Origin of the sequence: Enterococcus sp. DIV2371, from assembly GCF_050498525.1 — a bacterium.
GTDB lineage: Bacteria > Bacillota > Bacilli > Lactobacillales > Enterococcaceae > Enterococcus_B > Enterococcus_B mangumiae.
This window is the reverse complement of the sequence record NZ_JBIPAJ010000001.1, coordinates 16904-39222: the sequence shown is the minus strand read 5'-3', so window position 1 is coordinate 39222 and position 22319 is coordinate 16904. Positions and strand designations below refer to the sequence as shown.

The following is a 22319-nucleotide window of genomic DNA, read 5'->3' as shown; positions in this document are numbered from 1 at the left end:
CTACTTTCGTTTATCTAATGATTGTGCAACAAAATTTCCTAACATTTGCAAAATGAAGACCAAAGCGATCATGATCACAATGGCAACATACATCACACCATATTCATACCGTTGGTAACCTACACGTACAGCAAAATCCCCAATTCCGCCGCCACCTACGACGCCCATGACAGTGGAAAAAGAAATCATACTGACTGTCGTCGTGGTATAAGCTAACACTAAGCCGCTTCGTGCTTCGACAAATAAAAAATGCCAGATATATTGAAACCGAGAGGCACCTAATGAATTTGACAGCGCATAGATTTCTTCAGGTACATCTAACAATACTTGTTCAACTAAACGAGCAAAAATCGCTACTGCGACAATGCTCAGAGGAATGGATGAAGGAACTGGACCAAACGCCCTTCCTAAAATCGCGCGTGTCACTGGGATCAAAGCAATCACTAACAGGAGGTAAGGAAACGAGCGAACGACAGTCACGATGAAATTGAGTAACCAGTATAACCAAGGATGGGCCCCTTTTGTCCTTCTGACCTTAGGATTCGTCAAGTACAAGCCCAAGCCTGCTGGCAATCCTCCCAACACACAAACGAACATGGAAATAGCCATCATGATGCCAGTTTCTTTCAAACTATTGATTAAAGACGGCCAATATTCAATAAGTGCTGTTGGTAGGTTCATCAGACAAACTCCTTTTTATTTTTTCAAAATAGGTTAGATCCTCTTCCTCATACTGTTGCGGGTCATTCGTCAATTCACCGATCAGATGGCCATTCTCCATGACCAAGATTCGTTTACATAAGCGTTTAACGGTTTCAAGTTCATGACTAACAAAAAAAATAGTCGGTTGGAACTCTTCGTGTGTTTTATGTAGTAAACGAACGACACTCTCTGTATTTTCTTCATCTAAAGAACTGGTGGCCTCATCACAAAGTAACAAATGCGGATCTCTACTCAACGCTCTTGCGATCGAAACCCGTTGTCTTTCGCCACCAGAGAGTTTGACCGGATAGCTATCTGCTTTATGACTCATCCCAACAAAATCTAATAAGTCATTGATTTTTTTAGGGTTTTTCTTCTTTTGCAGTCTTAAAGGAAGTGCGACATTCTGATAGACACGTAGGTTTTCAAGCAAATTATGATGTTGAAAAATCATGCCTATTTTTTGTTGCTGTTGCCGCAATTCTTTTTTTGATAACGACTGGACGTCTACACCATTTAGCTTGATCGTGCCTTCAGTAGGCGTTTCCATCAAATTCAATAAGCGTAATAAAGTCGATTTGCCAGAACCGCTTTTACCAACGATCCCGATCACTTCTCCTTGTTCTACTGTAAAACTGATTTGATGCAGCGACTTGGTCTTATCATATTGCTTCGACACATTTACTAGCTCAATCACATTTTTCCTCCAGTCTATAAAGCAATTCCCAAAATTAATACAAAGAAAAAAACTGTATCAATTCCACTGTTTACCAAAGATTGCTTTACTTTTATAAAAAAGCAAGGCAAATGCAAAATCTTCTGTTTTTATAATCCATTAAATGGAAGCAAAAAGCAACTTTTTTACTCACCAATAAATATAATCTGTTTTTATTTCTGTACCATTAAAAATTGAAAAATACGATGATGCTTGTCACAAACAGATCGCAAACCTTCTACTCATTTGTTTTCGTTTTTTGTATCGTTAACATATAAATATTTTTTTACAAAAAGAATTTTTCCCTATCCTATTTTTATTCAATTAGAAAAAAATAAGTAAATGTACATCAGCGAAAGATGCTATACTCTGGATAACGGATAGTTACATAAGTTATAAAATATTGATTTATTCGTTATCTTATATTGTAACAAAAAACAGATTGTTGATAAACGAGCGAATGAAGACTATCCGAATACAACTAATATGGATGAAAAGAAGTAGCACTAAAAATTATTTGGGGAAGTAATTCTAGTGTATGGCATCCATATAATGTGCATGACGTGCCACATTTAGTAGCCACAAGAGAGGTCAGAGCAAAACTGTTCTGCCTCGAAAAAAATAAGCAGAGGCCCAACGATTTTATGGGCTTCTGCTTATTTTTTTCGATTAAACGATGGTCAAGTTTCTGTAATGATTCCATTCATCTTGAGTACAGCTAAAAATTCTTCTACATACCCATCTTTTTCAGCATCTGTAAATTCTTGATCTAGACGATATTTATTTCGCACAAAGGCTTTTATTTTCTCTTTTGTACACTCATCCTTTAGCAAATCAAACACGTCGATTGATACCTCATTGTCCAATATAAAACGTTCATCTTCAATCATGATATATAGATCATTACCCATTTTTTCATAAGTGATATTCTCGCTAAGTTTCATATCTCTCACTCTTTTCGTTATTCATTGGTACAGCTGCGAACCATTTGATGCTTTAAGGTTTCCTTGATCAAGGTACATTCCGCATCATCTACACCATGGATATCGTTCGTTGCATAATAATGATGCGCTCGACATCCGCCACCACATAAATATCGGAATGAGCAGTCGGTGCATTTTGATAATCGATCAATGCTTTGAGAGCGAATCAATTCAATGTTCTCTTCATCAAAAATAGCACTAAGTTGCTTTTCCCTGATATTTCCCAGTTTGTAATCAGCGGTTTCTAAAAGCTTACAGGCAAAGATATCGCCTACAGGATTGATTGCAAATTCTCCAACACCCAGACCGCATGACTCCTTGATTGAAAAAGGTTTTAAAAAAGGAGAGCGGGTCTCGTTCTTTTCTTTTAACTCGATTGCCACTCTTTCCTTCTCAGTCAAGGAAATCTCTGCCATTTTTGCACGTCCTAGCTCGCTAAAGCCTCCTAATTTATAATTGATATGATTCTTCTTTAAAAAGTGAATGGTTTCGTCAATATTCTCAAAATTGTTATTTGTAATAATCGTATTGACTGAAATGTTAGGATATTTCAAGTTCAATAGATTTTGGATTCCTCTCATTGCGAGGCGATAACAGCCTTTTCCTCTATTTTTGTCATTTTCCACTTGATCGATCGAATCTAAACTGATGGTGATCGAATCACATCGTTCCGCTAAAAATGCTGCATCATTGGCATTTCGTAACAATGTGCCATTGGTGATCAAGCCGATAGATAGACCAATTTTTTTGGCATAGTCGATATATTTTAATGCATCTTTACTTAAACCGACCTCCCCTCCAGTGAAGACAATATTCTTCACGCCACAATCTTTCAATTGATTGAGTACATCGATCCATTCAATAAAACTTAAACTATCTTCATACTCCTTTTCAGGACTGGCTTCCGCATAGCAGTAAACACATTTCAAATTGCAACGATGTGTCATCACCAAATAAGCGGTTTCCGGTATCGTATAGGTAGCTTTTTCTACTTCTAATGGGTCATCTAAAAGGATTTGAAAAAGATTCATCTTTTTTTGAGTTGCTGTTCTTAAATTCATGTAATCTTGCTTTCTTATTTTGCTTAATTCTTCTTGATCCACTAATATCCACGTACTTCGCGAGACATTATGTACAATAAATTCTTCATTGAACTGATAGGCATAAAGATTATCATTGATTCGAATAAGATCACCTCATTTTTTAAGCCGAAAAACTCATTTCTACCACGTAAAATAAGTACTCACCCGCTTTTTCCTTTCTAAAAACGGCGAACACTGGAAATAAAAACCTTTTCAAAAAAGCTGAGAACTACAAAAATTGCACAAACAATTCTCGTAATCCTCAGCTTATTTCTCGAGACAAGACAGGTTGACCTTGTCTCATTCTCACTTACGATCCTTGACCTGCGATAATACCACAAGAACATGGTGCGGCATAAGTACCTGTAATTTTCTTCAACTCAGGTTTTTTAAACATTTGCACCCCTCCTTTATTTTATGTATTGATGACGAACGTCAGCAAAAGATCATGGAACAACAGACAATCCATTAAGTTTTATAACAGTTTCTCTGTACATTACATAACCTCAAACTATGAAAAAAAGAGAAAACGAAATATTCACTTTTTTTCCTAAATAAAGTATAATATTCTTTATAATCATTTGTCAATCATGTACTCAAGGAGTGTAATAAAAAATGAAGTTTCTCACAAAAAAAGGTTATACTTACCTATTTATATCAATGTTATTAGTCTTAGTAACCGTACTAACCACTTTGATTGCGCCATTTATCTTAAATAGTATCAATAGTTATGAAATTAATGCTATTTTTCCTATTATTTTCCTAATAATCGGTGCCATGTCACTCTCTTATATTTTTCAAGTTGGTTTGATCATTTATCGAGAAAATTTTGCAAAAAAATTCAATTTGAACTCATTTTTTGATTTATTAGCTAACGTATATACCTTGAAATTTGAGAAATACATCAAGTTAGAATCAGGAAATCTAGTCAGTCGAATGTTTCGAATTGTGGATACGACTTATCTGTTTATGACAACAAGTTTCTTTTTAGTACTGAAATCGGCCATCTCTATTCTCATTGTGTTAGGTATCTTTTTTTCACTCGATTCAGTTATCTTCCTAATCACTCTTCTTTTGATCCCAATTAATCTTTTTTCTTATCTCTTTATTAATAAAACACTGAATGTAAGAATCAAAACGATGCAAGATGAAAATGCTCATGCGCAAAAAGATTTGATTTTGCTCTTAGGTAATCCCGAACAATTTAAGATGTTACCTAGCTTTGATACCGTCAAACAACTAACTTCAAATACACTCAAAAATATGTATACAAGCTTGGCAGCAACAAATAAATTCGCTCAGATCACTAGTTACACGGTTTCATTTATCAATCAGCTTTCTCAAAATATTATTTTTATCACGATCAGCTACTTAGTCTATAATCAGCAACTTCAGTTGAACAATATGATGGTCGTCAGTATTTTGATGCCTATTTTCTTCACGGCACTTTCTGATTTATCAAAGATCAATGTCGATTATCGAACGGTCGTAGCGAATCAACAATTTGTTCAAGAAAACTTAGAATTACACCAAGAGAGGTCCTCTGGCACAGCCATCGATCAGATCACCAGCATCAGATTTGCCAATCCGCAAATCACGATGGCATCAAATGCCAAAAGAATCCATTTATCGTTAACTGAAACGTTGCATTTAGGCGATATTTGTTATATCGAAGGTCCTTCAGGTTCTGGAAAATCGACCCTCATAAAAGCAATCTTAGGTTTTTATGAAAGCAAGTATCTCTTTATCAATGAGTTGCCGATTGAACAACTGGACTTGAGTTTCATCAGAGAACAGATGACTTATCTTTCTCAAACCACGCTGCTCTTTTCAAATACACTTGAATACAACATCACTCTCGGTCAGCCGATTTCAGATGAAAAAAAAGAAGAACTGAGAAATTCATCCCTGCTTGCACCGATTTTTAAAAATAAAGACTGGGATTCTTTGATCATTGACAATGGCGCAAATCTTTCTGGCGGAGAAAAACAACGCGTGTTCATTGCCCGTATGATGCTCCAAGACAGCAGGATCTGGATTCTAGATGAAAGCACGAGTAGTATTGATAAAGACTCTGCGGATGCTATCTTCAAAACACTCATTGACGTACGTAAGAATAAAATCATTTTATTCACCTCCCATGATAAGGAGAATAAAAATTTTGCCAATAAATTCATTCAAATCTCCTCTCATGTTGAGACGATCGAATCATGCTGATCACAAATCTCCGCAAAAAAGAAATCCCCAAAAATCAAACGAAAGATTTTTGGGGATTTCTACTTGCCTCTTAAGGACGATCTTTGCTATTTCAAATTCAAAAGAAATTCGTTACCCTTTCTTTTCTAACAATACTGCTAACGTTGGCGAATCCTCTTCATAGTCAGTCCCTTTTACATCACCAAAAAAACCACAGACAGCAAAACCCGAAGCCGCCATTTCGGCTTGCAACGTTTCCTTTGTAAAATACGTCATCCACAAATAATAATTTTTGAATTCATTTGCAGTAAGAATCGTTGTTTGTTCTAAAGTGACTCGTTCATTGTATTTTGTATTATACTGCAATGCAACGTGAGGTTCTGCTGTCCAAAAACCTCCGTCTGGACAAGTATCCCATACTTGTTTTTCTTCAAACAGTTGATAGCTTGCCATAGAAAAGACATCCAATAAAACTTTTCCTGTTGGTTTTAAATGCTGATAAATCTTTTCCAATAATTTCTTTCTATCACTCATTGCTAATGCGCCAAAGTCACAATAGATCATCGTGATGATGTCGTATTGTTTGCCTAAATCCATCTTTAAATAGTCCGCATAATGGTAAGTGATCGGTAAGTGTTGGCTTTCCGCAGATTTTCTACCGTAAGAAATGGATCGTTTAGAAAAATCAAGCCCCGTCACTTGATAACCTAACTGACTAAATTTTTCTGCATAGATCCCTGGACCACAGCCGATATCCAGTAATGTCGGATAGTCTTCTGGTTTGAGCATTTGATTGATCCAACGAACAGATTCATCGATGAATTGGGCTTTTCGACTTGCCCCTTCAAATTCAGGATCAAGGTGCGCTTGAAGCATTTGCTTCGAGATGTGTCGATCATCCCAAAAAGCTCCTTTCGTTTGTTGATAAAGTGTTGGTTTGCTTAAAAGTGTTTCAATCATTGTATCCATCTCCTCATTCTTTTTTATAAATTCAAACAAAAGAAAAAAGCCGTAGATTTTACTCTACGGCTTCCCTGCATAAGGCGAAGATGCGAGTAAAATAAAATCAAATACATAGGTACGCTAAATAAAGCTGGATCTCAGCTCAATTTTTTACCTATTGAATTGATTTTATTTACTCGCTTCCAGTCATATCCATGTTACTGATTTTATAACATCTGATATGCCGGATTCATCACCTTTTTCTGTTGAATTTATAAATATATCCTATAGAATATACTCGTAATTGTCAAATTTCTACAGGAATGTTCCAACATTGATCAGCAGAGTTTCTAAATAACAATGATAGACAAAATTTTTTTCTGTAAAAATTATTCCAGTAACCGTTTATTTATACTCCCTGATTTTCGGTGGAACATACTGATCCACAAACGGCTGGATTTCTGTCAATGTGTTCGCAAACAAAATTTTATCGAAATCTTCTTTAGTCAAAAAGCCTTGATTGACCATGGCTTGATACTGTTGCTTCAGTGGATCGAAAAAACCTTGATGATTCATCAACACACATGGATTGACATGCTGTCCGATCCTTCCCCAAGAAATCACTTCCGTAATCTCTTCAACCGTTCCAGGTCCACCGGGTAAAGCGATATAGACATCTGATAATTCAATCATCTTTTGTTTCCGTTCGTGCATGGTCGAAACGATCATCAAAGAGGTGACATCTTTTTTAGCGAGTTCTCGTTTTGCTAGAAAGTCCGGCATGATCCCTGTTACTTTCCCACCAGATTCAAGCACTGAATCAGCAATGATCCCCATCAAGCCCGCATTGCCACCGCCATAAACTAACTGATACTCATTACTGCCGATCCACTCACCTAATTTTCTCGTCACTCGTTCATACTCTGGGGAATTCCCCTTACTTGCTCCGCAATATACTGCAATATTCATCGCCGTGACCCCTCTCAAGTTTTTTACAGCTTATGCTATTATATAATTGAAAGGTGGTTATCCTCAACATGAATATCAAAGATTATAATAAATGGGTAGTTGAATTTTATAAAAAAAGAAATTGGTACGACTACGATCCATTTATCCGTATCGGCTTTTTAACAGAAGAAGTTGGCGAAGTATCAAGAGCGGTTCGAAGTCTCGAAATCGGCAGAGATCGCCCGGATGAGTCTGTACAAACAACCGAATTTTACAAAGAAAATCTGATGGAGGAATTGGGCGATGTGCTGGATAATGTGCTGATTCTTGCTGATAAATATGGACTGACCTTTGAAGAAATCATTCATCACCATCAACAGAAATTAGAGAAGCGATTTAGCGAGTAGTCCCTATCTCCTTTCAAGAATTCTTACAAAATCCCTTCTCATCATGCTATACTCTAAATAAAAAGAATCTTGAGGTGAACGCATGGCTATCTTTGAAAATCTCAGCTTAAATAAATTGTCTTCTGTCGAACAAGAGATTTATCGATTTATCGTTAATAACCTCGAGAAAATACCTTATATGCGGGTACGAGACATCGCGACAGATGCGCATGTTTCTTCGACCTCAGTCTTTCGCTTTATCCAAAAAGTTGGCTTTGATTCATTTCCGGAGTTTCGTTTTTATATCAAAAATCATTTAGAAAAAGCCCACTATGAAACAGATGAAAAACAAGTCAAGCTAGAGGAACGAATCAGTCAGTTGAACATGACGATTTTTCATCCCGACATTGAATATCAAATCAAAAAAATGGCAAAAACATTGCAGCAAGCGGATTTTATTCTGTTCATGGGCATGGGTGCTTCAGGGGCATTAGCACAATATGTCGCACGAAAATTAGCAAATATCGGTTATTTTTGTATCAGTTTAGATGAACTGACTTATCCCATTCGTAGTTTTTTGCGTAAGGATCAAAAAAATGCGTTGGTCTTTTTGAGTGTTTCAGGTGAAACAAAAGAACTGATCGAAGTCATTTCAGGATTAGCTCATGCTGATAGCGTGCATAAATATTGTATTACTGCGCATAAAGAAAGTTCATTGGCACAGTTGTGTGATTATTCGATCGACTATGCCATCAAAGAAGAACGCAAAGATATCTTTCTTGATTTGACTAGCCAACTGCCTGCCATGGCAATTCTTGAAACACTGATCGGTTACCTAGAGGAATCAACCTGCCAATAGAAGCGACTTGGAACACTACGTTCCTCCCACGAAATAATTTTCATTGTTCCAAATTTTTATCCTAAATAAGAATGCGCTTACTTTTCTTTTGCACCTTTCGCTATAATGAATGCATCATATAGCGAAAGGTGTTATTCTTATGCAAAAATTCAATGATTTATTAGATCGAAGTCTTGTTCCGATTGCAACACGGTTAAACAACCAGCGACACATTGCAGCCGTACGAGATGCATTTATGCTTATTTTTCCATTGACGATTTCTTCATCATTAGTGATCTTAGTCAATAATATTTTATTTTCAAAAGATAGCTTTATCGTGCAATTATTTCAACTTTCACGTATCTTTCCAAATTTAGAAAGCGCCCAACAAGTCCTTGCTTCTGTAGCCAACGGAACGATCAACATCATGAGCTTGTTTATTGCGTTTTTAGTCGCTCAGCTTTTGGCGAAACACTTTGAAGCGGATGCCACCTTAGTTGGATTAACGAGTGTCGCTTGCTTTATGATCTTCTACCCTACTTCTTTTTCGGTCGACGAGATGAACGTTATCTCCACGCAATATTTAGGGGCTCAAGGTTTGTTCGTGGCGATGATCGTCGCTTGCTTAGTCGGAGAATTCTTACCGAAATTATTCAAAGTCAAAAAATTACAAATCAAGATGCCAGAACTTGTTCCACCAGCTGTTTCTCGTTCTTTTTCTGGTATGATTCCGATCATCATCATCGTTGCTATGGCAGCTTTGATCAATTTCTTCGTCTTGATGATTGCACCAGAAGGGATTAACGAGTTGATTTATGCCGGTATTCAGACGCCTTTGCGCGATCTAGGTGGAAATGTGGTTGGCGTACTTCTTTTAGCTTTTATCCAAACGCTGCTATTTTCTATCGGTATCCATGGTCCAAACACGTTGAATGCTGTTCGTTCAGCGATCTTTACCGAACAAGACTTAGCCAATCTACAATTTATCAATGATGGCGGTTCACTGTGGGACGTCCCTTTCAAAGAAACTTGGGGCATCTTGAACGATATGTTTGCGAATATGGGTGGTACTGGTATGACCCTAGGCTTGATCATTGCGATTTTTATTGCGTCAAGAAGACCCGAACATCGAGAAATTGCCAAACTATCTTTCGTACCAGGTATTTTCCAAATCAATGAACCGATGATTTTTGGTTTACCGATCGTCTTGAATCCAATCATGATCATTCCGTTTGTTCTAACACCAATGGTCAATATTCTTGTTGGTTATTTCGTTACAGTAGTATGGCCGATCATGCCCTCACCGGCGATTGGTTTACCGTGGACCACACCCGGAATCATCAATTTGTTTTTAGGAACGGGTGGTAACATCATGGGGATCGTTATCGGGATTCTATGTTTAGCCATCTCCATTTTGATCTATCTACCTTTTGTCATTGCTTCGAACCGCGCACAGCGTACAGAATAATCGTAGGAGGATTTATTATGCTTAGAGAATTACCAAAAGATTTTTTATGGGGTGGCGCGATCGCTGCTCACCAGGCAGAAGGCGCTTGGAATATTGATGGACGGGGCCCAAGTATCGCTGACGTTATGACTGCTGGCGGAAATGGGATTCCTCGAAAAATCACTAAAGGCATCCTTGAAGGAGAATATTATCCAAATCACGAAGCGATTGATTTTTATCATCGCTACAAAGAAGACATCCAATTATTTAAAGAACTAGGATTAAAATGTCTACGTACCTCGATTTCATGGAGTCGCATTTTTCCTACTGGTCAAGAAGAAACACCAAATGAACAAGGGTTAAAATTTTATGATGATCTTTTCGATGAGTGTTTAAAAAATGGAATTGAGCCAGTCGTTACGTTGTCTCATTTTGAGATTCCTTATGCCATTTATGAAGATTTCGGTGGCTTTGCCAATAAAGCGGTTATTCCTTTATTTGTAAAATTTGCCAAGTGTGTCTTTGAACGTTACAAAGACAAAGTCACTTATTGGATGACCTTCAATGAAATCAATAACCAAGCAGATGGGCAAGAACCAGTACATGTTTGGACCAATTCTGCGATGATCATCGAAGAGGGTCAAGATAAAGAAGCGTTAGTCTTCCAAGCAGGAGTCAACGAACTAATTGCCAGTGCTTGGGCTGTCAGCGAAGGGAAAAAGATCAATCCTGATTTTCAGATCGGCTGTATGATGGCTTATGTCCCAATCTATCCTTATTCTTGTGCGCCAGAAGATATGATCGCTTCAGTCAAAGCGAACGAACGTCGCTTCTTCTACAGTGATGTTCATGTCCGTGGCGAAATCCCTACCTACACGACGAAATACTGGGAACAAAAAGGGATTACGATCGATATCCGTGAAAACGAACGACAACTCTTACGTGAAGGAACAGTTGACTATATCGGTTTTAGCTACTATATGTCGGGAACGATCACAACACTTCCTGACGTAGAGGGCAATCAAACAGAAGATATTCCTTCCGCTAAACTTGTTAAAAATCCTTATATCACTGCTTCTGATTGGGGATGGCCCATTGATCCTGTCGGGTTGCGCTATGTATTGAATACCGTATATCAACGCTACGATCTTCCGCTATTTATCGTTGAGAATGGTTTCGGCGCATACGACCAGTTGACCGATTCAAACGAGATCCATGATGACTACCGAATCAATTATTTAAAAGAACATATCGAACAAATGAAAAAAGCAGTGATCGAAGATGGTGTTCCTTTATTAGGCTATACGCCTTGGGGAATCATCGATATCGTCAGCTTTGGCAGCGGTGAAATGGAAAAACGCTACGGCATGATCTATGTCGATAAAGATAATACCGGCAAAGGAACTTTGCAACGTCTGAAAAAAGATTCTTTTGCTTGGTACCAAAAAGTGATTGAAACGAATGGCGAACAGCTTTAACAATCAAAAAAGAAAAGCGATCCGACCTCAGTGTCGTGACCGCCTTTCTTTTTTTATGCTTCGTATTTTTCTTTGACAACTGCTAAATAATGTTGTAAACCGATATTCATCACCCAAGCGACACCTAGACCGATGAAACTGCCGATGACGATACCGATAAAACGATACTCGATCAATGAGATCAAATAGGTGTTCCTGACCAGTGTCGAAAGCATCAAGGCCATGGGATTCAAGAAGATATTCGCTACTGCGTAGTTTCTAGCGACTAGAAATTGTGAAATGCCATAAAGAAGAGTAATCAAGCCTATTGTTTCAAGCTGCGTAAACGGGATCAATGATAGCACCGCAGATAAACATAATCCTAGCATCGAGCCGATCAAATATTGAACTTGTCGATGTTTCATGGCATCTAGATTTTCCGCTAATAAAATCGAGGCGCAAGACAGTGTCAGCCAATAAGGGTTTTTCATATTCAAGCCATGACTTACGTAGACTGAGAGAAACAATGCCGCGCTATAAAAAATCGAATCAATGATCACTAAAGGTTCTTGATGAAACCGTTCCTTCAGTGATACCTTGATCACTTCCTGTTCTGGACGTGAATCCAATTTCTTCGTAAGAAATGCGGCAATCAGGGAGAATACAACACCCATGAAGAAAAAAGTAGCTGCTGTCGGCAAATGGGAAAGCGGAATCGACATGCTCGTACCCATCGCCGCTAACATCGCAAAGAATAAGCCTCCGGGTTTAGAAATATGAAACAAACGTAAAATAAAACGGCTGAAAAACGCCACGGCGCCAACAGCAAAGGGTTCAAGCCAGATGACATAAGTAGACAACAACCCTAATGTAAATGCCAGTAATAAGCCACAGCCAATCAAAAACATGCGCTTTAATAATTGCTTCATTGGACTGTTCTGGTAGTAAAAGAATGTAAAGATCCCTAGAGAGGAGAAACTTGATATCAAAAAATTGTGTTTGATGTAGCCAATCCATAAAACGAGAAAGATCAACACCATCAAGTTCATGATACGATATGGATTATCTTGGATTTTGTTAAATGTAAAATAGGATTTAACCATAAAAAACCTCCTTATTTTGAAATGTGTATAAAAATCGTTTTCGCCTTAAGGATGTCTTGTCTATTTAGATGAAGATCAAAGAAATCGATCAACTATTGGATGTGAAAGGAGTTTTTTCAAAGAAAAATCAAAACGAGTTTACTTTGTCTAGTATAACACCAATTTTCATAGGTTAAACAAGCAGAATTTATTATAAATTATTAAATAACGATCATATTATTATAGTTAATTAATAATAACCACCATTATTTGTAATAAACAAGCGAGTTTTCACTATTCTAAAATTAAAAGCTTTTCATCTACGCAAAGAATTTAGGAAATCTACTTTATTTTTTTGTATTTTAAATTTATACTATGAAAGAAATCATTTTTAATAACAAAAAATGATACAAATTTATTGTTACATAAAGTTTTATTGATTTTAAATCAAACACATAAGTTGGAGAATCTAGAAAGGATAGAAGTAAGGAAATGAAGAAAATTATTTTGATCATTAGTAGTTTATTTGGATGTGTCGGCTTATTTTCTTTTGTTCATTTTTTGAATTCTCCTGTTCGAGATGTTACCTCCAAAGCTGAAATGACCCAAAATGACGAAATTAAAATGGAATATGTTCCAACAAAAAAGCAGTTATTGAAAAGCATTGGTGATTCAGTCGATTTTTTAGGCATCTACGAAGTTACAGAAATCAATTTTAATGATACACCACATATCATACTAACAAAAGAAGAGGAAGACGAACTATCTTTTGAAATCAGAGTGACTGATCCAAAAGAACAATCGTTCTCGATTCCAGCAATAAAATTCTCTCCACAAAACATTCATGTCTCTGATACATTTGGCATTGCTAAGAAAAATGATCATTACTTTGCCTATAAAAATAATGTACCCCCAGAAGGAGATCCTTACAACACACGTTGATATCGATCTTTCTCATACCCTCCCAGGGTACATTGATATTGATCTATGGACACCAGTTAACAAACTGAAACGAGCATTCATTCTCTTGTTTCAGTTTATTTTTTTGCATTGTTTCCAATAAATTATTAACCAGTTTATGTGTTTATTTTCTCTTGCGTTATTTAAAATAACAGAACCTAACAAAAGTTATTGTTATTCCTGAAATTTGAGTGTCCCACCAAGTTATCCACAGTGGATAACTTGCCGTTTCTCTCTGCTTGTCCACAGAAAACTGTAGATGTTCTTTGAATGACTGATCATCCTTTGAGCGTGACGATTAACGTAAGTAAAATTGACAATAAGAGAACTAGCAGACTCCCTCTCGATTGCTCTACATAAATAAGTATGGTAATGACACTTGTCACGATGGCTGGATAAAATTTTTCCCTTTTTCTCATACGACATCCCTCTTTAACCACTAGTATGCCTTAAAATTTCGATTGTTTTTTTGTATTTTACTTATTTTTCTATTAAATTTCCTCCAAATGACTGATAAACCAGTTCGACGTTTATACAACAAAAGACATGTAAGAGTGAGGAATTACGCCTTTCACTCTTACATGTCTTTTGTTGTACGTTTTAGCTAGGTAGTTAACGATAGTAGGCTTCAATTTTACGACTTGGGATCAACCAAGCAACCAAGATCACGACATTGACCAATAGTACGGCAATTGGCGCAACCAAAACTCCCAGTATCAGTCCTACAACGTTCAAGCCTATCGATAAATATGATTTACGGTAATTACCGAACAGCTCTTTGATGGATGCTTTTTCGTCTTCTTCTGAGGCCACTAATGTCCGTGCTAACACGTAATAGGTGAGATTAGCACCTAATATCACCACGCCATAGGTGATTTCAGGGACAAGGCTGTTACTGTATTCGCTGATCCATGATGTAACAAAAGGAAACAGCGATAGGAAAAAAATAAAAAAGCTATTCACCCACAGCACTCGGCCATTGACCTTATGAACGGCTTGAAACAAGTGATGATGGTTATTCCAGTAAATACCTAAAGTGAAAAAACTAATGATATAGATAAGAAAGCGTGGAGCAAGTGTCATCAATGCTTGAAAGGTATCTGAATGTGGTTCATGTAGCTCCAGTACTAAAATCGTCATGATGATGGCGATTACTGCATCTGTAAAGGCTTCTAGTCGATTTTTCGGCATGACTTTCCTCTCCTTTCGCTTCATTTTATTCGTAAAAAGGATAAAAAAGCAACCTTTTCACACCAAAGTAGCAAGTAGAAATCGGCCTCTAGGTGGAGGTCATCATAAAAAATCCTTGCTATACTTATTTTATCGAAAAGAACAAGTGAAGCTTCTAGTGAGAAGTTTACCAAATAGAGAAAAGAGGCGATCAACATGCAAAAAAGAAATGCGTTCCAAACGATCATCCTATTGGTTATCGGTTTAGTCGTAGCTAGCTTTGTCCTCAGCCTATTCGTTAGCGTAATCAGCAGCTTGCTATGGTTAGGTATCAAATTATTGATTCCAGCAGCCATTGCGATTTGGTTAGTCCGTTGGATCACTCGCGCAACGCAACAAAGAAAATACTACTAATTCCCTTTCAACAAAAACAAAAAGAGACAGAAATTTTCTGCCTCTTTTTTTGTTTTACTAAATGATATATCATTTTATCCAAGTGCTACATCTAAAATCATCATGATAATAAAGCCAGACATGACACCGAAAACGGCATAGTGTCGTTTACTGGAAAGTGTTTGTTGCGCTTCTGGAATCAATTCCTCCACTACGACATAAATCATTGCACCCGCTGCAAAAGCTAAAGCATACGGCAACAAGACCGAAACTTTCGTCACCAAGATTGCTCCGATGACTCCTGCAATCGGTTCAACGACACCTGATGCTTGTCCATAGACGAAAGCTTTTGTCCGACTCAATCCTTCTTGGCGAAGAGGAATCGAAACAGCTGCTCCTTCTGGGAAGTTTTGAATACCGATCCCTAGCGCAACAGAGATCGCTGCCAGCACCGCAGTCGTTGGGTTCTCCGAAGTGGCTGCCGCACCAAATGCCACCCCTACGGCTAAGCCCTCTGGAATATTATGCAAAGTAATCGAAAAAACAAGTAAAATCGTTCGTTTTAAATGTGTCGGTAATCCTTCTTTTTCATGTGCTGGACCAAAATGCATATGTGGTAAAGTTTTGTCCGCAAGATATAAGAATAATCCACCTAGCCCAAAACCAATACTAACGACAAGCCAAGCAATGTCGCCATTTTCTTCTGCTTTTGTGATTGCCGGATCTAACAAAGACCAAAAACTGGCAGCGATCATCACACCAGAAGCAAATCCTAACATCAGATTAAGTACATCTTTTTTGATTTCTTTAAAGAAAAAAACTAAGCCAGCCCCAAGCGCAGTCATAAAATAAGTAAACGCTGTACCCGTCAACGCTTGCTGCCAAGGTTCTAGCTTCAGCAGCCAATCAACCATACAAATCTCCTTTCAACCTTTTATTCTTACTCTAGCATATTGGCAAAAATGTGACTACTATTTATCTGATGATCCCTTTCGCCAAGCATCCCCAAACCACTTGTAGTAAAGATCGTCAACGACTTGAACATTTGTGATCGTCATGTTCGGATCTACCACTGTCCCTTGCTTCTTGCCTGAGGAAAGTAAATCGGCGACATGACGGATCTCAAAGACGAATTCACTATTCATCGGAAAATCTTTTTTCACTACTTCTCCATCGTTCATTTGGATCGTATAATGGTCCGTTTTCCAATAATTAGGAATAATGATCGTACCTTTTTCGCCAATGATTGAGTACGTACTAGTAAAAGACATTTTTGTTGTTAGAAATAAACTGATCAAAAGATCTTTCTGTTTCAAGTTGATCATACATTGCTCGTCTGTTTGACCTGAGCCGTGTTCAACACATATACCGTTATAGCCATCAAAGCCTGTTCCAAAGAAATATTGACTGACACTTAACGGGTAGGAAGCATTAGAGATCAATACGCCTCCCCCTTTTTCCATATCCCAGAACCAAGGAATCTTTTCTGACCCCGGGCGAGCATCACGAATATCTACTAATTGCACTTGACCGATTTTTCCTGAATCAATCGTTTTTTTCACGTCTTCGATTGCTGGGAGAAACACTGCTTTTTGTGCTTCCATAAGAAAAACATCGTGTTGTTGCGCCAGTGAATAGAGTTCTTGTGCCTCTTCTGGATGCAATGTGAAAGGTTTCTCTAAAAGCACATGCTTCTTCGCTTGAATGGCGGCTTTCGCTGCAGAAAAATGAAGATGATTGATCAGTGGAATATAAATCAATTCTACCTCGTTGTCAGCAAGCAATGCTTCATAACTGCCATAAGCCTTTGGGATTCCTAACTCTGTTGCTAACTGCTGTGCCTTTTCTAAGCGACGTGTAGCAATCGCTGCAGCTTGCGCCACACCACTTTCTTTGATCCCCTCAACAAAACGTGGCACGATCGACGCGCCACTCATGATACCGATTTTTAGCATACGCTTCCTCCTCACTTTTTGACCTCACTATACCATAGTTTCATAATTTACTTACAAGTCGCACAGCTGAAAAGTCGCTTTAGTTGGGCTTTTGAAAAGGAAGATTTATACTTTAAACAATAAATATAATTCGTTTTTTTAAGGAGTGTGTCAAAATGTCAACAATAAATGCCGGTATTGCAATGGTAAAAGTGCTTGAAAGCTGGGGAATCGATCATATTTATGGGATTCCAGGTGGTTCGTTCAATTCCATTATGGATGCGTTGTACAAAGAAAAAGAAAAAATCGATTATATCCAAGTACGTCATGAAGAAGTCGGCGCGTTAGCTGCGGCTGCTGATGCCAAATTAACAGGGAAAGTAGGTGCTGTCTTTGGTTCTGCTGGGCCTGGCGCAACACATTTGATCAATGGACTTTACGATGCTCAAATGGACCATGTCCCAGTCGTCGCTCTTTTAGGACAAGTGGCTTCAACTTCAATGAATTATACTGCTTTTCAAGAGTTAAATGAAAATCCGATTTTCGCTGATGTGAGTGTCTACAACCGCACAGTCATGACACCTGAAAGTTTACCCCATGTGGTTGATGAAGCCATCAAGGCAGCATATGCGCATCAAGGCGTCGCAGTCGTGACGATCCCTGTTGATTTTGGTTTTGAAGAAATTGAGTGGCAAGAGGTTTCCAACGCTCATACGTACAAAACAGGAGTGATCTTACCTGACACAGAAGACGTAAACGCAGCTTTACCATATCTCAAACAAGCCCAAAAACCCGTCTTATTCATCGGACAAGGTGTCCGTCATGGGTATGAGCAGATCAAGCGATTTTCCGAATATTTCAAGATGCCGATAGTTGCTTCTGTTTTAGCTAAAGGAATTGTGCCAGATGAAGCCAAAAACTTTCTTGGTTTTGCGGGTCGGGTAGCGACAAAACCTGCAAATGAAGCGTTGGCAGAAGCCGATTTGATTTTATTCGTAGGAAGTGACTTTCCTTTTGGGCGGACGTTCTTCAATCCTGAGGCAGCTTTTATCCAAGTCGATATTGATGCAGCCAAGTTTGGCCGCCGTCATCACGCAGATTTAGCCATTTTAGGCGATGGAAAAATAACGTTAGATAAATTAGTTGAACAGGGCGAAGAGCGAACAGAAGATACTTGGTATTTAGCCAACCAAGAAAATGTCCAAAATTGGCGGCGTTGGTTACAATCGTTTGAAGAACCGACTGAGCAATCGATTCGCCCAGAAGCAGTCTACAAAGAAATCAACCGGATTGCCGAACACGATGCTGTTTTTGTGACAGATGTTGGAAACACGACCATTCACTCCATCCGCTTATTGAATATGAACGGCGAGCAGCTACACACTACTTCTGGTTGGTTTGCGACGATGGGAAATGGGGTGCCAGGCGGAATAGCTGCTCAATTAAGTTTTCCCGATCGACAAGTCTTTACTTTGAGCGGTGACGGTGGCTTTGCTATGGTGATGCAAGATATCTTGACCCAAGTCAGCTATCAGTTACCAGTCATCAATGTCGTTTTCTCAAATGATTCATTTGGCTTTATCGAAGCCGAACAAGAAGACACTGAACAACAAAAATTTGGCGTCTTACTTGAACAAGCGGATTTTGGGAAAGCATGTGAAGCCTTAGGTGCGGATGGATTCACGATTACACACTACGAGCAATTACGCCCGGCTTTCGATGCGGCGGCGGCATCCGATCGCCCAGTCGTAATCGATGTGAAAATCCCCAATAAACGTCCCTTACCTGTCGAAGACTTACACTTAGATCCAAGAAAATATAGCGAAGAAGAAATCGAGGCCTTCAAAGAAAAATATAAGGTCCATGATATGCCTGTGCTTCATGAAATATATACGCAACATCTTTCTAAACAGTTGTAAAAGTTCTTCCAAGTGAATCAAGAAAATCCCAAAGTTAGCAGAACAAAAAATTTAAAAACCTCATAAAGCCAAAATATGGAAACTATTTTGGCTTTATGAGGTTTTTTCCAAAGGATAGGCTTTTAAAAACATGAAAGCTGAATATTACTATAAAAATATGTAATAATTACATCGACTAAATACTATAAATTGTCTCACGCTTTCCTGACTTGATAACAAGCACAAGAGCACAATCATCATGGATGATGCAAATAAGTCTGTATTTACCTATACGGTAACGCCAGAGTAAAATTCCACAAGTTAAGTCATAAGCCTTCTTCTTTCAACATATTTTGGAGACTAGCTGATTCATTAGTTAGATTTTTCAATACTTCATATCCGTCTTGCAAATCAAGATAATCTTCAATTTTTTCAGTCAATGCTTGTTTCATCAAAGTAGATAAAGGTTGACCCGTTAATTCTGCATAGCTTTGAAAGAAAGCTTCTTCCTGATCATTCAATCTTATCGTTATTATACCCATACTATTGATCCCTCCCCTTCTATTCAACTAATTGTAATATAATTGTTAATTTACAAAAAATCTATACACACCTTCTCTTAATCAATAAAAAAGCCAACCAAGTAACTCAATGATTGAATCACTTGGTCAGCTATTGCACTTTTTTAAGTGTAAACTTAGTTCATGATTAAGATCATCTGCCAATCACTTCTAACAACTTAAATTTAATTGATTTTATTCTTATATTTCTAGAAATCATCTAAACGCATAAACGATCTGATTGATCCCAACCACCATAAAGTAAAAACCAACTAAAAAACTTAGCGTCAACGCAGAGGATAAAGGATTGAATAATAAAATGATCCCTAATAAGATACCCAAGATGTTGATGACTACGGTGAACCAATAATGACCTTCACTGATTCCTCTAAATAAATCAGCCGTAACTAAAGCTAAAACAGAATCAATAATGAACCAAATAGCGAAGACAAATGGTAATGCTACAACACCGGCGCCAATATTGAAGATGAAAAAGATCCCAATCAAAATATCAATGATCCCGACGACCAATGGCATCTTGCCTTTATAACCTGTCAGCTCTTTTACTTGTTTGCGCATAAATAACTCAAATAACCCTTTTATAATAGCAAAAACAGCAAATACAATAACGATGGCAACCAAGTTACCTACTGGATCACGAAAAGAAATCAAGGAAACTAAAACAAATAATATCCCTAATATCAGTGAACCCCAATCTACTTTTCTACTTTCTTTCATTTTTTATCCCTACTTTCTTCTTTATCTATTTCTATCTTACGCCCCCATTAAAATAACTTCAAAAATTTAGCACCTATGAAAATGCTTTAGTGGTAAAAAAACGTTTACCATCTTTTATTCCTTTAATTGTTTCACGTGAAACGTAAAGAATCACTGATTTCCTTGAAACTTTCAACATTCCCCTATATAATTCTAGAAGACTTGGCAAATATTATAAACATAAAGTGAGGAAAAAAATTGATTACTGTAAATGATGTAAGTTTGCACTTTTCAGATCGCAAACTATTTGATGATGTTAATATAAAATTCACTCCCGGCAATTGTTATGGCTTAATTGGAGCAAATGGCGCAGGTAAATCAACATTCCTTAAAGTATTATCTGGAGACTTACAACCTTCAACAGGTTCTGTTACATTAGGACCTGATGAACGTATGGCTGTTTTGAAACAAAACCACTTTGACTATGAAGAATATACTGTAATGGAAACAGTGATCATGGGGCATAAACGTTTGTATGAAGTAATGAAAGAAAAAGATGCCATCTATATGAAAGAAGATTTTACAGATGAAGATGGGATTCGTGCCGCAGAATTAGAAGGCGAGTTCGCAGAATTAAATGGTTGGGAAGCAGAGCCAGAAGCAGCTGTTTTACTTCAAGGATTGAATATTCCTGAAGAGTTACACCATCAATTGATGAGCGAACTAACAGGTGGACAAAAAGTGAAAGTGTTGCTTGCACAAACACTATTTGGTAAACCAGATGTATTACTTCTAGATGAGCCGACAAACGGACTAGATATCCAGTCGATCAACTGGTTAGAAGAATTTTTGATTGAATTTGAGAATACAGTGATCGTTGTTTCCCATGACCGTCACTTCTTGAATAAAGTATGTACCCACATGGCAGATTTAGACTTTGGAAAAATCAAGCTTTATGTAGGAAATTACGACTTCTGGTTAGAATCAAGCCAATTAGCGACTAAGCTACAAGCGAATGCCAATGCGAAAAAAGAAGAACAAATCAAAGAACTACAAGACTTTATCGCACGTTTCAGTGCAAATGCGTCAAAATCAAAACAAGCAACATCTCGTAAGAAAATGTTAGAAAAAATCACGTTGGACGATATCCAACCATCTTCACGTCGTTATCCTTTTGTTGGATTCAAACCGGAACGTGAAATCGGAAATGACTTACTACAAGTTGAAAATATCAGTGTAACGATTGATGGTAAGAAGATTTTAGATGATATATCATTCACTTTGAATAAAGAAGACAAGGTAGCATTCGTTGCCGAAAATGATATAACAACTACAACGCTATTCAAAGTGATCATGGGCGATTTAACACCGGATACGGGTACTGTCCGTTGGGGTGTAACAACAAGCAATGCTTATCTACCAAAGGATACAACAAAAGAATTTGATACAGACTTAACGATCCTTGACTGGTTACGCCAATATGCAAGTAAAGAAGAAGATGACAACACATTCTTACGAAGCTTCTTAGGCCGTATGTTGTTTTCTGGTGAAGAAGTATTAAAACCAGTAAATGTCCTTTCTGGGGGCGAAAAAGTTCGTTGTATGCTTTCTAAATTGATGCTTTCAAAAGCAAATGTCCTTGTCTTAGATGATCCAACGAACCATTTAGACTTAGAATCGATTACTGCATTGAATGATGGTTTGATGGCATTTTCAGGTTCGATCCTATTTGCTTCTCATGACCACCAATTCATCCAAACGTTAGCAAATCGCATCATTGCTGTTTCTGATAAAGGCGTGATCGACCGTGCAGATACGACTTATGATGAATTCTTAGAGAACAAAGACATCCAAAAACAATTGGAACAACTTTGGAACTAAGCCTTTCAACATCAACAAAAAAACAGGT

At 37.7% G+C, this 22319-nt stretch carries 21 protein-coding genes; 9 read left to right on the top strand and 12 right to left on the bottom strand.

Annotated elements, in window-relative coordinates; translation table 11 throughout:
• The 4 genes from IGL24_RS00175 to IGL24_RS00160 all read right to left on the bottom strand — a co-directional run bounded on the left by IGL24_RS00175 (position 1) and on the right by IGL24_RS00160 (position 3461).
• Positions 1-681 carry a methionine ABC transporter permease gene (locus IGL24_RS00175; protein ID WP_206854719.1) on the bottom strand — a complete coding sequence of 227 codons (681 nt, stop codon included), beginning with the start codon at positions 679-681 and terminating at the stop codon, positions 1-3.
• Positions 656-1399 (bottom strand): ATP-binding cassette domain-containing protein, encoded by a 744-nt coding sequence (locus tag IGL24_RS00170; protein ID WP_207115267.1) that lies wholly within the window; start codon positions 1397-1399, stop codon positions 656-658. The genes IGL24_RS00175 and IGL24_RS00170 overlap by 26 nt, the downstream gene beginning before the upstream one ends.
• Positions 1400-2097: 698 nt before the next feature.
• A complete protein-coding gene (locus IGL24_RS00165; protein WP_206854723.1) occupies positions 2098-2361 on the bottom strand; it encodes a hypothetical protein in 264 nt (87 codons plus the stop codon).
• A gap of 17 nt (positions 2362-2378) precedes the next feature.
• Positions 2379-3461: a radical SAM protein gene (locus IGL24_RS00160; protein ID WP_429966264.1), complete on the bottom strand. Its 1083-nt coding sequence runs from the start codon at positions 3459-3461 to the stop codon at positions 2379-2381.
• A 681-nt stretch (positions 3462-4142) separates the two neighbouring features.
• On the opposite strand from IGL24_RS00160, the gene IGL24_RS00155 reads away from it, so the two are divergent.
• Entirely contained in the window at positions 4143-5699 is a 1557-nt protein-coding gene (locus IGL24_RS00155; RefSeq protein ID WP_429968366.1) for an ATP-binding cassette domain-containing protein, read from the top strand.
• 111 nt (positions 5700-5810) lie between these two features.
• On the opposite strand, the gene IGL24_RS00150 is transcribed toward IGL24_RS00155, so the two are convergent.
• Positions 5811-6638 carry a class I SAM-dependent methyltransferase gene (locus tag IGL24_RS00150; RefSeq protein ID WP_429966262.1) on the bottom strand — a complete coding sequence of 276 codons (828 nt, stop codon included), beginning with the start codon at positions 6636-6638 and terminating at the stop codon, positions 5811-5813.
• Positions 6639-7025: 387 nt separating this feature from the next.
• Positions 7026-7589 (bottom strand): TIGR00730 family Rossman fold protein, encoded by a 564-nt coding sequence (locus tag IGL24_RS00145; protein WP_207699951.1) that lies wholly within the window; start codon positions 7587-7589, stop codon positions 7026-7028.
• Positions 7590-7657: 68 nt separating this feature from the next.
• Here IGL24_RS00145 and IGL24_RS00140 point away from each other — a divergent pair, with 68 nt between their 5' ends.
• From IGL24_RS00140 to IGL24_RS00125, 4 genes are all read left to right on the top strand, one after another.
• A complete protein-coding gene (locus tag IGL24_RS00140) occupies positions 7658-7975 on the top strand; it encodes a MazG nucleotide pyrophosphohydrolase domain-containing protein (RefSeq protein WP_207699950.1) in 318 nt (105 codons plus the stop codon).
• Between the two features lie 82 nt (positions 7976-8057).
• The gene (locus IGL24_RS00135; RefSeq protein WP_207699949.1) at positions 8058-8813 is read left to right on the top strand and encodes a MurR/RpiR family transcriptional regulator; all 756 of its coding nucleotides are present in this window, start codon (positions 8058-8060) and stop codon (positions 8811-8813) included.
• Positions 8814-8952: 139 nt separating this feature from the next.
• Positions 8953-10260, top strand: coding sequence for a PTS sugar transporter subunit IIC (locus IGL24_RS00130; protein ID WP_206854760.1), 1308 nt, complete (start codon positions 8953-8955; stop codon positions 10258-10260).
• Positions 10261-10277: 17 nt separating this feature from the next.
• Positions 10278-11717 carry a 6-phospho-beta-glucosidase gene (locus IGL24_RS00125; protein WP_207699948.1) on the top strand — a complete coding sequence of 480 codons (1440 nt, stop codon included), beginning with the start codon at positions 10278-10280 and terminating at the stop codon, positions 11715-11717.
• Positions 11718-11770: 53 nt separating this feature from the next.
• Here IGL24_RS00125 and IGL24_RS00120 read toward each other — a convergent pair whose 3' ends face one another.
• Positions 11771-12799 carry an FUSC family protein gene (locus IGL24_RS00120; protein WP_207699947.1) on the bottom strand — a complete coding sequence of 343 codons (1029 nt, stop codon included), beginning with the start codon at positions 12797-12799 and terminating at the stop codon, positions 11771-11773.
• Between the two features lie 471 nt (positions 12800-13270).
• Here IGL24_RS00120 and IGL24_RS00115 point away from each other — a divergent pair, with 471 nt between their 5' ends.
• On the top strand, positions 13271-13720 hold the full coding sequence (locus IGL24_RS00115) for a hypothetical protein (protein ID WP_206854766.1): 450 nt from the start codon (positions 13271-13273) through the stop codon (positions 13718-13720).
• Positions 13721-14350: 630 nt separating this feature from the next.
• Here the strand turns inward: IGL24_RS00115 and IGL24_RS00110 are convergent.
• Positions 14351-14929: a TMEM175 family protein gene (locus tag IGL24_RS00110; RefSeq protein WP_207700029.1), complete on the bottom strand. Its 579-nt coding sequence runs from the start codon at positions 14927-14929 to the stop codon at positions 14351-14353.
• Positions 14930-15124: 195 nt separating this feature from the next.
• On the opposite strand from IGL24_RS00110, the gene IGL24_RS00105 reads away from it, so the two are divergent.
• Entirely contained in the window at positions 15125-15322 is a 198-nt protein-coding gene (locus IGL24_RS00105) for a hypothetical protein (RefSeq protein ID WP_207700030.1), read from the top strand.
• Positions 15323-15396: 74 nt separating this feature from the next.
• Here IGL24_RS00105 and IGL24_RS00100 read toward each other — a convergent pair whose 3' ends face one another.
• Both IGL24_RS00100 and IGL24_RS00095 read right to left on the bottom strand, forming a co-directional pair.
• Entirely contained in the window at positions 15397-16215 is an 819-nt protein-coding gene (locus tag IGL24_RS00100) for a ZIP family metal transporter (RefSeq protein ID WP_206858862.1), read from the bottom strand.
• A gap of 57 nt (positions 16216-16272) precedes the next feature.
• A complete protein-coding gene (locus tag IGL24_RS00095; protein WP_207700031.1) occupies positions 16273-17256 on the bottom strand; it encodes a Gfo/Idh/MocA family protein in 984 nt (327 codons plus the stop codon).
• Positions 17257-17411: 155 nt separating this feature from the next.
• Here IGL24_RS00095 and spxB point away from each other — a divergent pair, with 155 nt between their 5' ends.
• Positions 17412-19154, top strand: a complete 1743-nt coding sequence (spxB, locus tag IGL24_RS00090) for a pyruvate oxidase (protein ID WP_207700032.1) — start codon at positions 17412-17414, stop codon at positions 19152-19154.
• Between the two features lie 305 nt (positions 19155-19459).
• On the opposite strand, the gene relB is transcribed toward spxB, so the two are convergent.
• The gene (relB, locus tag IGL24_RS00085; RefSeq protein WP_206857194.1) at positions 19460-19675 is read right to left on the bottom strand and encodes a type II toxin-antitoxin system RelB family antitoxin; all 216 of its coding nucleotides are present in this window, start codon (positions 19673-19675) and stop codon (positions 19460-19462) included.
• A gap of 234 nt (positions 19676-19909) precedes the next feature.
• Positions 19910-20431 carry an HdeD family acid-resistance protein gene (locus tag IGL24_RS00080; RefSeq protein WP_206857195.1) on the bottom strand — a complete coding sequence of 174 codons (522 nt, stop codon included), beginning with the start codon at positions 20429-20431 and terminating at the stop codon, positions 19910-19912.
• 237 nt (positions 20432-20668) lie between these two features.
• Between IGL24_RS00080 and IGL24_RS00075 the strand changes: the two genes are divergently transcribed.
• Positions 20669-22291 carry an ABC-F family ATP-binding cassette domain-containing protein gene (locus IGL24_RS00075; protein WP_207699740.1) on the top strand — a complete coding sequence of 541 codons (1623 nt, stop codon included), beginning with the start codon at positions 20669-20671 and terminating at the stop codon, positions 22289-22291.
• The last annotated feature ends 28 nt before the right edge of the window (positions 22292-22319 follow it).